Below are 12,309 nucleotides of genomic sequence, written 5' to 3' on the forward strand. Positions count from 1 at the left end.
AGCAGGAATTATATAATAGTTATAGTCCTTGTAGTGAGGGAACGAGTAAGACTACAGGTGCATATAATCCTAACCTTAGCATGGATATTGGTAATGGTTTAGGTAAACTAAATGGAAAATCAATAAATGTAAGTGAAAAGGGGTTAAATTTAGTAAAAAAACATATATCCCAGTTTGGAGATATTCCTGAAAACCAAGCGATGATAAACAGAATTGAGAGTGCATTAAAAAATGGGCAGCCTATTACTGGTGCTGATGCGAGTTTTTATATGCATGAAGTGGCAGAAGCTACAATGATGCAGAAGGGTATACCTTATGAAGTAGCACATGAGGCAGCATTACAGAAATATAATGTTTCACCATATAGTGTATATCACCCTGAAGTAATCCAACAGTTTTCAGAGTGGTTTAACCAAGGATTTAAAAATTTCTGGGGGTTAAAATAATGATTAATATCAACAATATAGGAAATTTGAAAAAATGCAGAGTTTGGTTGGAAGAATTACCATTGTATGAATACAAGCCTGCTAAAGTATTGAATTCAATATTAGAAACCTCTATTTGTATGAGTAGAGAAAACCAAAAAATAGCGATTGAAATATTTGTCGCACCAAGGTATTACGCATTTTTGGGAGCTGAATATGTTTATAAAGAAACAAATAATCTTGAGATTCATGTAAATGTTTCAAATGATTCTGGAGAGATTATCACTGAAACATTGGCGCTTCCTTCGGATAAAGTGCATCTAGGGATATCTAATGAATATGCTCAAACCATTCTAAATACGTCAATGGAAGTGTTTATGAAGCTAAGTGTCATTCCTTCTGGTATCTTAACTTTCAATATTGGTGGTTATAGTGATTATGGTTCAAATCAGGTTATATTTAAAAAAGTTACAAGTATTATAGTTAGACTGCTTGTTAGCAATATAAAGAACACAGAGATAGATCAAATTGAAAATATAGTTAAGAATGAAGTAGACAAACCATTAACAGATATTTAATTGGTGAAAGGTCACACAGTTTCGTCTGATGTGGCCTTTTTCGTAACCGTCAAATAGATCATCACATAGTAAAATGGTTGCATAGTTGATACAATCACTGTAAAGTAACCGTCAAATAGATCATCACATAGTAAAATGGTTGCATAGTTGATACAATCACTGTAAAAAAGAATAAACGGAGTGATTGTATGGACATGGAAAAAGTAACAACTGAACAACAATTATCTAGGTGGGCACAATTAATACAAAACCGGCTTGAAAGTGGGCAAAGTATCAAAGAGTTTTGCCGAACGAATGGAGTAAGCAAAGCTACATACTACTATTGGCAAAAGAAAGTCAGTGAAGCAAAGTGTACAGTAGTTGAAGAAGTAAAAGAACCCAAAATCGAAGTACCAAGTGGATGGATGCAGCTTGCATCGAAACCGGTGTACCCTGCAAAAGCTACACTGGAAATTAAAATTAATGGCTGTAATGTCACTGTAAATACGGAAACAGACTTAGAATTATTGAAAAAAGTTTGCCAGGTGTTGATGTCGTTATGATAAGATGGAATGAAAAACCAGTGTATCTTTGCTGTAGATATACGGATATGAGGAAATCTATCAACGGATTAATAACACTGGTACAAGAAAGTTTCTCACTTGATCCGTTTATGAATGCACTGTTTGTGTTCTGTAACAGAAATAGAAACAGGATAAAAATCCTTGAATGGGATGGAGATGGGTTTTGGCTGTACTTTAAGAGGCTAGAACGAGGGCGATTTCGCTGGCCAACAGAAGAAGATTCAACCACAATGCTTCTTGATGTAAACGAATTAGCTTGTCTTATTGATAGTGCCAGATTAGAGAAAAAGCTCAGGAGAAAGGAAGTTTTAGAGCGTCTAATTTCATAAGAAGAAATTCAAAAAAAGGATCAAAAAGCTGGATTTAATGTAATTTTTATGGTAATATTATCCCATGAAGAGACAAGAAATTTCAGTAAAAAAAATTACTTGGTATAATTGAAGAAAAGGATCGCAGGATTGCCGAGTTGGAACAACAAGTCCAATGGTTCATGGAACAAATGCGCCTTTCAAAGCGTAAACAATTCGGTGTATCCAGTGAACAAACAAAGATTGAGCAAATCAATCTTTTTTAATAATGAAGAGGAAGAGACTCATAATTTAGCTATTACCGAGCAAGAAAGGATAGAAGTAAAAGCTCATTACCGTAAGAGAACTCGTCTGACAACAGATAAGCTTCCGGAAGACTTACCAGTGGAGGTAATAGAGCACAAGTTACCTGAAGAGGAATGTATTTGCCTGGAATGCGGTAGTGAATTGCATACAATGGGAAAGGAAACTCGTGATGAGTTGAAGATTATTCCGGCAAAAGCGGTAATAGTGCGTCATATTAGGCATGTTTATTCATGCCGGAACTGTGAAGAAACTTCAGACCATACTCCCATTGTAAAGGCAGATATACCGGAACCGGTCATAAAGGGAAGTTTTGCATCACCTGAGACAATTGCCCATATAGCTACACAAAAATTCATGATGGGGTCTCCCTTATATCGTCAGGAGCAGGAATGGAAACAAAATGGCATTGAGATATCAAGGCAGACAATGTCAAATTGGTTGATAAAAGACCTGTGAGAATTGGCTGGAACCGATATATGAGGAGATGAAGAAACGGCTGTGTGAGCATGAGGTACTGCATGCAGATGAAACAGTGGTACAGGTGCTAAAAGAACCAGGGAAGGCGGCACAGTCGAAGAGTTACATGTGGCTGTACCGAACGAGCGGGGAGGCAAAACATCAGATAATACTTTATGACTACCAGCCGGACAGAAAACATATACATCCGGAGGAATTTCTAAAAGAATTTAGTGGATATTTACATGCAGACGGATATAACGGGTATTACAAGCTGCCCGAAAAAATTACTGTAATAGGTTGTTGGGCCCATGTACGGCGAAAGTTTTTTGAAGCGATGGAAGCCCTGCCCAAAGAAAAGCAAGCAACATCTAATGCAGCAAAGGGAGTAACATATTGTGATAAACTGTTTCATTTAGAGAAACAGTTTGCATTGCTATGCCCGGAAACCCGGTTAAAAGAACGAGAGAAGCAATCAAAGCCTATCATAGATGAATTTTATGATTGGATAAGAAAATTAAATGTACTACCCAAAACCCATCTGGGTAAAGCAGTACAATATGCGCAGTCCCAGCGAAAATATCTTGAGAGGTATATACTGGATGGACGATTGGAGATATCAAATAACCGAGCAGAGCGAAGTATAAAGCCTTTCGTAATCGGACGGAAGAATTGGCTTTTCAGTAATACGCCAGGTGGTGCGAGAACGAGCGCGGTGTATTACAGTCTTGTTGAAACAGCAAAAGAGAATGGATTGAATCCTTTTGAATATTTGTCATGGATATTTAGTCAAGCCCCTAATCTAGGGAAGCCTGGTTATGTGAGCACGTTTGCTGATTTTCTGCCTGGTAGCATGAAAATACCTGCTAAGGTGTTTATACCGCAATCCAAAAGAACAGAGCCTGAGAAATATGCGTGGGAGGAAGACGAATGAAAGTTGGAAAACATATGATATTTATGATTAAATTTATCACGTATTTTATTAATGGGGGAATAGAGAGGTATTTATTTGATATAGATTATTCTGGTTATGTAATAGAGCATTTTCCATATATGGAGAATGAGAACAGCGAATTAGCAGAAAGATTTGCTTATACTGTGGATCAGGCATATGAACTCGGAACATCTCTTGGTTTGTCAGATGAAGAGTTCAGAATGGAAATTGCCAATGCTTTCAATGAATGGTTGGGTGAAAAAAGACCCAACTTAATTTAGATGCACATAGGTTGTAAAAATTAAAGATTAAGTTTTGGTTGAAAAAGTTTTATCGATTTACAAAACTTTTCCAACCATTTTTATTAATGATTGTGTCATTCATGTGCGGGCCTGTTTGACGCTTACAAATCAATTGACTTCTGTAATTACAAAGAAAAACGGAGTAGCAATTTCAACAACAAATTATGAGTATGATGCAAACGGTAATCTGACAAGCTCAGTTACAGACGGAGAGAAAACTACATATGCTTACGATGAATTTAACCAGCTTATAAGTGCAGATGGTGCAAAATATGGCTATAATGCAGAAGGCTACAGAGTAAGCAAGAATGTAAACGGATCTTTGACAAGATATATATATGAGTATGATAAAGTAGTCCTAGAATTAAATTCCTCTGGAAACCAAGTAGGTAGAAATATCTATGGTACAAATATTTTGATGAGAACAGCTGACGGGCAAAGCTACTACTACATGTACAACGGTCATGCCGATGTAACAGCACTCATTAATGCTGCAACAGGTAATATAGATGCCACCTATTACTATGATGCTTTCGGCAACATAGTAGAATCAACCGGTGTAGCAAAGGATAAAAACTCAATACTTTATGCCGGTTATCAATACGATAAAGAAACAGGACTATACTACCTCAACGCCAGAATGTATGATCCGAAGATAGCAAGGTTCCTGCAGGAGGATACATATACTGGTGACCCTGAAGATCCGTTGAGTTTGAATTTGTACACTTATTGTGCAAATAATCCATTGATATACTATGACCCAACAGGACATTTTAATATTTTTAGCTGTGAGGATTGGAGAAAGTTTGCAAGAAATGCTAAAGAAGTTGGGATTGGTATTGCCGATGGAACAATGAGATATATTTCCGGTAATACGTATCAGAATGTCGGTGACTTTGTAAATGATGTAAAATGGGCTTACAACAATAAAAAATACTTAGCTAGTGGAACAGCATCTTATATTACTGAAACTGCTTCCAGCATAAAACAGGGTTCTACTAACTTTGTAAATGATGTAAAGTGGGCTTATAATAATAGAGATATAGTTGCCGAAACTATTATTGAAAGTGTTCAGCAGTTCAAATCTGATGTTAAATGGGCAATAGATAACAGAAATATAGTGGCACAAACGACTACAGAAATGGCTACACAAGCAATAAACGAATTTAAAAGTAAGAGTTTAAGAGAAAAAACAGCTATTGCCACAGACTTTACATTAAACTTTTTATCATTAGTAGGTGCACCCGAAGCTGCAGCAACAAAATTAGCTCAAATAAGAAAAGTAGATAAGTTGACAGATGCAATAAATTTAATGGACAAATTGTATGATGCTGGGGCAGGAATGAAGCGACTTGATAGAGTTACAGATACAATTACGGCCCTAAGGAGAACAGATAGATTAGTTGAAGCATCAACCGGGATTAGATTTATAGATAATATTGATGATTTTGGTAAAGTTGGCATTCCAGAACTTCCTAAAAATGCAATACAAAAGAACTATCTCGAAGTTACAAGAACGGCTAATAATGCTAGTTCGGGAGTTAGTAGAATTAAACCTGATTTTATTGTGGCACCTGGTGGAGTTGTATACAAAGCTGATGAGTTTACTAACAGGATTGTTAGGGAACAAGATAATATAAAAATACTTTATCATTATACTGACGAAGTGGGCTTAAATGGTATATTAAATTCTAAAAAACTTAAGCCTTCATTAAAAGCAGTAAACCCTAAAGATGCTAGATATGGTAATGGTCAATATTTATCAGATATTATTCCTGGTACAAAGACACCAGGACAACTATCAAAACAGTTTATTAATAACCCGTTTCAAGGTAAGCGATTTACATATTATATAGAAATTGACGTTACTGATTTAAATATTATAAAAGGGAGAGATGGAGTTTATGTGGTACTAGGTGAAGAACCTTTGGATTTAACAAACCGCATAGTGAGTTCAGGTAAGGTGATTATAGAAAAATAACTTAATAGGAGTATAGCTTATGAAGTATTTAATGATTGATTGGATTCATAATTTTTCTGATGAACCAATTAAAATATATTCAGAAATTGATGAACAAAGAAATGAGATAAGAAAAGTTGAGTTGTTTAGAGATGGTAAAATAGGCTATGCAACTGAAACGATTGAGTTTGGTGGTTGTAGGTTGTCTATATACCCTATACCTGAAATTGAAGAAATAGCTACCGATCCTCAATTCAAGCCTATTGAGATAACAAAAGAAGAATTTGAAAAAGTATGGCAGTCTAGAGTAAAAATTGAGTGTGAAAATATTTGAAGTTATTAGAGAATGTAAAATAGTGTATAGAATAAAATATATATAAAATTTATAATCTTATTATAATGCCATTATATTATAGCACTTTGCTATGAAGTGGCATTTGTTTTATATTTTGATGAACAATTAACAAATAAAGAAGGTGTTATAGAATGCAAAAATTAAAGTATATTAAAGGTGATGCAACAAACCCTATTTCAAAAGGTGAAAAGATTATCTGTCATATATGTAATGATATTGGTAGTTGGGGAAAAGGCTTTGTATTAGCTATTTCAAAACGTTGGAAAGAGCCTGAAATTGAATATCGTAAGTGGTATAGAGAAAAAAATAACTTTTTACTTGGAGAAGTACAGTTTATAAGAGTTGAACAATATATAACAGTAGCAAATATGATAGGGCAGCATGGAATTAAAACTAGCTCAAAAGATGTACCAATTAGGTATGATGCTGTTGAAAAATGCTTGGAAAAAGTATGTTTAAAAGCAAAAGAACTGAATGCAAGTGTGCATATGCCAAGAATAGGATGTGGACTTGCTGGTGGTAAGTGGGAAAAAATTGAACCAATCATTATAAAAACTTTAGTAGCTAATGATATAGAAGTATTTGTGTATGATTTATAAAAATTACTTGCTTATTTTTCTATGACGTGGGTATTAGGGAACAATAACTTATAATGTAGATTATTTATTCGCTTTTACTAATACCATGATGTCTAGTATAACGGCAGCTAAACTGGCAGTTACATTAAGTAAAGCAGGTACAGCAGGGTATATCACATATAAAACAGCAATGCATAATTCATTAGTACTTTTAGCAGTCACTGGAATGGGAATTGCTTTAAATGCTACTACAAAAGAACAAGTTTTTACTAATGCAGTGACAGAAGGATTTAAAGCAGGATTTGCTGCAATAAAAACTGGAGGAAAAATGGAATTGATAACGAGAAAACGAGTAGTATCTGAAAGGGAAGTAACCTAAGTAATCAGACGAGAGAGCAATGTTAGACAAAAGATAATCAATGGCAGAATTAAAGCACTTGAGAAACATATACAAAAGCAAATTGGATAATTAGAAAAGATAAAAGAATAATTAAAAAAAATCGAGGTGATATAGAGTGAAAATATCTATATCAATAAATGAGTTAAAAAACTTATGCCGGTTATTGTTAGATAAAGCGGAGAAAATTGGGTTCAAAGAAATTGAATTTGATGTGGATAATTACTGGTTTGTTTCGTCTGATGAAAGGAAAGTTTTCAAAGAAAATACACCAAGTCTTTGTGTTGGTTCAATTACAGATGACATCCAAAACCTAAGAAAGGTATTAGATAAAACTAATCCTTCAACATCAGTAGATTTTGATAGACTTGCAAATGTGTTAATTGCTGTAGGAGAAAAAATAAGCTGTTCTGATAAGGTTTACTTGTAAGTTAATAATACCTGATTTTTGAGACAATACCCGACAAGCTAACAAAACAACAAGCAGTGATTATTTGCAACGTTACCGTCAAAATGTGTCCTGAAAATGAAATTGCGACAAAAGGATGGATAATAAAAGCAATGAATCATGCTTAGTAGGAGATGAGAGTAGGTCCCTCGAAATTGGCATCCAGGTGCAGGTTTCAAACTGCTTGTTGGTGCTGCAGACAAAAGCTATGGTATTGAGCATAACAGGAAAAGGTTGATGAATTAATCAAGTGCGTGCCAGGAATCTGAATGAAAATGAACAATCGAGGAAGCGTTGTTAATACATAAATACAGGTAAAACTAGGTGTTTTTGACAAAGTGGGATAAATGTCAAGGAAACCTAATTACTGCTCAGATGGCTGCTGGAGGAAAAGTTGCAGGAGCTTGGCACAGACTCTTACAAGGAGCAGGAGAAGTCTGAGCTCTAATGTAAAGTGAAAAATCCAAGTAATTGAGGCATATAAATACGACGCCAACGGAAATGTAATAAAAAAGGTTGATGGTGAGGCATATAATAAGGCTTATGAGAATGCTGTAAATCAACAGAAATCAGTAGCTGTTGAAGATTTGATCAATGATGCTTATGGTGTAGAGTATACCTATAACTTTGCAAACCAATTGGAAACCGTTAAGAATCCTGAATTTACAGGAGCTAACGGTATGAATTTCAATCAGAAATACGCCTATGACGGTCTTGGAAGAGTAGTTAGTGAAACAACAGCCCATGGATTAAATAAAACGTTGATGATTGAAAATGTGAATGCACCAGTACAGGTATCCGGCTTATATTACAGCATTACAAAATACTTTTATGATGATGTAAACAGAAAATTGGATGTTAATGTAATAGGAAATGTGGATAACCCTGCATACACTGAAGATAGGATTAAGACTGAGTATTATGACTATGCAGGAAATATTAAAAAGACTGTAGATGCCAATGGAAATGAGATATCTTATGAGTATAACAGCATGGGATTGCAAAGAAGTGTAACTTATCCGGGAGATTCATCAATACCTACTAATACTGTAGTGTATAAGTATGACTCAATGGGTAACCTAAGGTATCAAAAAGACAGTGTCGGAAATGTAAAAGAATATGAATATGACCTCTTTGGCCGTGTAACAAGTGAAAAGATATATGGCATAGACGGTGATGCCAATGAAACAGAGGTACGTTATTGGTATGATCTGTATGGAAACGTTAAGTACAAGATAGATGCCAATAATACCGTTACAAAATATGAATATGATGAGTTGGGAAGACTTACAAGAAGTGTAGTGGATAATATTAAATTAATAGATCCTGCTACAGGAGTTGACAGTACAACCCGTACATCAACCCATGAAACATTAAAATACTACGATAAAAACGGCAATGTACTACATGAAGTTACAAAAGTAACTGAAAAAGATACTGTCAGCAACACTGCAAAGTCATCTTACAGCGTGAATTCCTATGAATACGATGGCATGGGAAGACTTGTAAGCAAAATTGACCCTGTCGGAAATATAATCGAAAAGATAAACTACAACAGAAACAGTGCACAAATAGAGTCCTACGACGGAGAAGACCATAAAAAGACCTTTGAATACAATAAGGACGGAAAACTAAGTGTAATAAAACAAAGAAATGAATCGGGAGAATATATAGTATCACAGCAGTACTATGATGCAAAGGGCAATGTTGCCTATGTTATAGATGGAAGAGAAAATATTACGGTATACAACTATGATGAGCAAGACAATTTAACCGGTGTAAGTTCCTATGCAAAAGTAAAGGAAGGGGTATACAAACTAACCGATACCACAAGATATATCTATGACAAAAACGGAAATATGAAGAGCCAGGAGATTAACGGTATTGTAACAAATACCTTCAATTACAATGCGAGAAACCTGGTAATGGAAAAAGAATATCCCGGAACATCAAATAATATTGTAAGTTATTACTACTATGCCGATGGAAATGTAAAAGAGGTAATTGACAGGAAAAATATTAAAACCCAATACAAGTACAACCCACAAGGATTAGTTGTAGAAGAAAAAGCAGTACAGATAGGAGCTAACGGAACAGAGCAAAGCTATACAAAGAAAAACTATGAATATGATCCTACAGGAAATCAATTGAAGTCAATATTGATTTCTTCCACAACTACTGAAGTAGTAGAAAGAACTTATGATGAATTGGGCAGAGTAAAGACAAAAGGTGTTTCAAATGTAGAAGGAAAGATACTGTACATATATGACATTGTAACAAGTGATGGACTAACAGCAGAGACTTCTATTGACCAGAAGAACAACATAACCACAAAAGTATATGATAAAGCCGGAAGACTAGCCTTTGTGAAAAACGGTGATATCAACGCAGAAAATATAGCAGAATACGACTATTACAAAAACGGAGCAGCAAAGAGTGTAATTTATGCCGGTGGTGCAAGGGAAGACTATATATATTATCCGGACGGAAGACTTAAATCCCTTGTAAATACCGACAATAAAGGTGTAGCCTTTGAAAGCTATGTATATACCTATGATGCAAATGGCAATATGCTTTCAAAAGAAGATAAAAAAGGAATAACGACTTATACCTATGACAATCTCAACCGCTTGAAGACAGTGGATGAGAAATATAGCGGAAAAGTTACTGAGTATACCTATGATAAGTTAGGAAATAGAAGTACAGCGAAAATAAAAGAAAATGGTATAATAATTGAAGAAGTTTACAAATACAATTATGATTTAAATCAATTGACTTCTGTAATTACAAAGAAAAACGGAGTAGCAATTTCAACAACAAATTATGAGTATGATGCAAACGGTAATCTGACAAGCTCAGTTACAGACGGAGAGACAACTACATATGCTTACGATGAATTTAACCAGCTTATAAGTGTAGATGGTGCAAAATATAGTTACAATGCAGAAGGCTACAGAGTAAGCAAGAATGTAAACGGATCTTTGACAAGGTATATATATGAATATGATAAGGTTGTATTGGAAATCAATGCTGCCGGAAACCAAGTAGGTAGAAACATCTATGGCACAAACCTGTTAATGAGAACTGCCGATGGGCAAAGTTACTACTACATGTACAACGGTCATGCCGATGTGACAGCACTGATTAATGCTGCAACAGGCAATATAGACGCTACCTACTACTATGATGCTTTTGGTAACATAGTAGAATCAACCGGTGTGGCAAAGGATAAAAACTCTATCCTATATGCTGGCTACCAATATGACAAAGAAACAGGGCTATATTATCTCAACGCTAGAATGTATGATCCCAAAATAGCAAGGTTCCTGCAGGAGGATACATATACCGGTGACCCTAATGATCCGTTGAGTTTGAATTTGTACACTTATTGTGCAAATAACCCATTAATATACTATGATCCAACAGGACATAGTTGGATATCAGACAAAATTAATGATTATAAAGAAGCATTTAGAATACTATTCCTTGCATCAGAAGAAGAACGGTATGAAGCATTTAGACTTATTTATGAATATGGTGATAATAGTGTTTACACAAATGTTGTGACTAGCATTGCTTATGGAATGGCTGAAGCTGGTGACGCATTTAAAGATCCAGTGAAACAAATGGAAGAAAATAACGCAATATTGGATTCTGTGCTTTCTAATGACTTAGGATTAAAGGATTCGAAAGTCTACAATATTGCCAAAAAGGTTTTTGGTAAGGAAATAAAGAAGGTTGAAGCTGGAGCAATATATTGCGTAAATATGGTTAAGGGTGTTGGAATGCTTGGTTATAGCATTGCAAATAATCAATATAACCAAACAAAGTTTTTGTTTAATACTGCAAGCTTTCTTACAGGAAATGCTAGCTATGAGGCATGGCAAAAATCAGCAGCTGACTATTATAACAGCCAAATGAACATGTTAAATATGCCTGCTAATATAGTTTTAGGAGCTATAAATGATGTTGGAACGCTCTTAAATCCCCAAAAAGCATATGATTTTTTCATTAACCCTGATGCGAGCTTAGCATCTATAGCAGAATATCAATCAGCAGGATTAAATACTGCTATGTGGGCAATACCAGCAGGAAAAGCATTACCAAAGTTTAAGGCAGGTTTTACAGAAGCGTTTAATGCGGCATGGTCAAAAGGAATGTCAGAATCATATGCTTTAGCTACAGAGCTTGGTCCAGTTGGTGGAGGAACATTTAAACCTCAAGTATTCGCTGATGCATTACGTCAAGGCATTAAAGGCGGTATTTCGTACATTAAGAATGGTGGAAATGCGATAGTTGGCAAAAGTAAGCCAGAAGTTTACGTTCGTTATTCTTCAGAAGCAGAAGCATTGGCAACTAAAGAAGCAGGAGGACTTGTGCCTAAAATACACAATAATGGTAGTGTTTCAAGAGGTGCTAAATGGATTTCTGAAGAGGGCAAGTCACGCGTAGTAAGAAATTTAGGAAAAACAAGTAATTATACTTATAAAATAACGATGAAATTAAAGGCTGGTACAAAACAATGGCTTGAGTCCATGGCGATAATGTATGATGAATTAATTGGTGGAGAATCAAATAATGCTGGTAATGTATTTTTAAAATCTAATGAGGTGGGGTCATATGGTATAGGTGCAGATTTGCTTGCAGAGTTCAATAGCCGTATAATTGACATAATAATAGAAAAAATTAAATAACAGAT

At 35.1% G+C, this 12,309-nt stretch carries 11 protein-coding genes and 1 pseudogene; all 12 read left to right on the forward strand.

Features of this window, described 5'->3' with window-relative positions; all coding sequences use genetic code 11:
• Positions 1-80 precede the first annotated feature (80 nt).
• The 12 genes and pseudogenes from CLOCL_RS07425 (at position 81) to CLOCL_RS07480 (ending at position 12,304) form a co-directional block, all read left to right on the forward strand.
• Positions 81-446 carry a hypothetical protein gene (locus CLOCL_RS07425; RefSeq protein ID WP_051411145.1) on the forward strand — a complete coding sequence of 122 codons (366 nt, stop codon included), beginning with the start codon at positions 81-83 and terminating at the stop codon, positions 444-446.
• Entirely contained in the window at positions 446-1,003 is a 558-nt protein-coding gene (locus CLOCL_RS07430) for a hypothetical protein (protein WP_014254773.1), read from the forward strand. The genes CLOCL_RS07425 and CLOCL_RS07430 overlap by 1 nt, the downstream gene beginning before the upstream one ends.
• Positions 1,004-1,191: 188 nt before the next feature.
• On the forward strand, positions 1,192-1,545 hold the full coding sequence (gene tnpA, locus CLOCL_RS07435) for an IS66 family insertion sequence element accessory protein TnpA (RefSeq protein WP_014253714.1): 354 nt from the start codon (positions 1,192-1,194) through the stop codon (positions 1,543-1,545).
• A complete protein-coding gene (gene tnpB, locus CLOCL_RS07440; RefSeq protein ID WP_014254774.1) occupies positions 1,542-1,895 on the forward strand; it encodes an IS66 family insertion sequence element accessory protein TnpB in 354 nt (117 codons plus the stop codon). Before tnpA ends, tnpB begins: the two co-directional genes overlap by 4 nt.
• A 64-nt stretch (positions 1,896-1,959) precedes the next feature.
• A pseudogene (tnpC, locus tag CLOCL_RS07445) lies at positions 1,960-3,570 on the forward strand (IS66 family transposase).
• On the forward strand, positions 3,567-3,851 hold the full coding sequence (locus CLOCL_RS22460) for a hypothetical protein (protein ID WP_014254775.1): 285 nt from the start codon (positions 3,567-3,569) through the stop codon (positions 3,849-3,851). Before tnpC ends, CLOCL_RS22460 begins: the two are co-directional and overlap by 4 nt.
• A gap of 115 nt (positions 3,852-3,966) precedes the next feature.
• Positions 3,967-5,853 carry an HYD1 signature containing ADP-ribosyltransferase family protein gene (locus CLOCL_RS22840; RefSeq protein WP_052306581.1) on the forward strand — a complete coding sequence of 629 codons (1,887 nt, stop codon included), beginning with the start codon at positions 3,967-3,969 and terminating at the stop codon, positions 5,851-5,853.
• 19 nt (positions 5,854-5,872) lie between these two features.
• Positions 5,873-6,166 carry a DUF6881 domain-containing protein gene (locus CLOCL_RS07460; RefSeq protein ID WP_014254777.1) on the forward strand — a complete coding sequence of 98 codons (294 nt, stop codon included), beginning with the start codon at positions 5,873-5,875 and terminating at the stop codon, positions 6,164-6,166.
• Positions 6,167-6,318: 152 nt separating this feature from the next.
• The gene (locus CLOCL_RS07465) at positions 6,319-6,786 is read left to right on the forward strand and encodes a macro domain-containing protein (protein ID WP_014254778.1); all 468 of its coding nucleotides are present in this window, start codon (positions 6,319-6,321) and stop codon (positions 6,784-6,786) included.
• Positions 6,787-6,874: 88 nt separating this feature from the next.
• On the forward strand, positions 6,875-7,144 hold the full coding sequence (locus CLOCL_RS07470) for a hypothetical protein (protein ID WP_041714999.1): 270 nt from the start codon (positions 6,875-6,877) through the stop codon (positions 7,142-7,144).
• Between the two features lie 136 nt (positions 7,145-7,280).
• Entirely contained in the window at positions 7,281-7,592 is a 312-nt protein-coding gene (locus CLOCL_RS07475) for a hypothetical protein (RefSeq protein WP_014254780.1), read from the forward strand.
• A gap of 605 nt (positions 7,593-8,197) precedes the next feature.
• Positions 8,198-12,304, forward strand: a complete 4,107-nt coding sequence (locus CLOCL_RS07480) for an RHS repeat domain-containing protein (RefSeq protein WP_052306582.1) — start codon at positions 8,198-8,200, stop codon at positions 12,302-12,304.
• Positions 12,305-12,309: the final 5 nt, after the last annotated feature.

It is taken from the genome of Acetivibrio clariflavus DSM 19732 (assembly GCF_000237085.1).
GTDB classification, from domain to species: domain Bacteria; phylum Bacillota; class Clostridia; order Acetivibrionales; family Acetivibrionaceae; genus Acetivibrio; species Acetivibrio clariflavus.

Coding starts and splice junctions, on each gene's coding strand:
- CLOCL_RS07470 (WP_041714999.1), top strand. CDS start 6,875: ATGTCTAGTATAACGGCAGCTAAACTGGCAGTTACATTAAGTAAAGCA.
- CLOCL_RS07425 (WP_051411145.1), top strand. CDS start 81: ATGGATATTGGTAATGGTTTAGGTAAACTAAATGGAAAATCAATAAAT.
- CLOCL_RS07465 (WP_014254778.1), top strand. CDS start 6,319: ATGCAAAAATTAAAGTATATTAAAGGTGATGCAACAAACCCTATTTCA.
- CLOCL_RS22460 (WP_014254775.1), top strand. CDS start 3,567: ATGAAAGTTGGAAAACATATGATATTTATGATTAAATTTATCACGTAT.
- CLOCL_RS07430 (WP_014254773.1), top strand. CDS start 446: ATGATTAATATCAACAATATAGGAAATTTGAAAAAATGCAGAGTTTGG.
- tnpB (WP_014254774.1), top strand. CDS start 1,542: ATGATAAGATGGAATGAAAAACCAGTGTATCTTTGCTGTAGATATACG.
- tnpA (WP_014253714.1), top strand. CDS start 1,192: ATGGACATGGAAAAAGTAACAACTGAACAACAATTATCTAGGTGGGCA.
- CLOCL_RS07460 (WP_014254777.1), top strand. CDS start 5,873: ATGAAGTATTTAATGATTGATTGGATTCATAATTTTTCTGATGAACCA.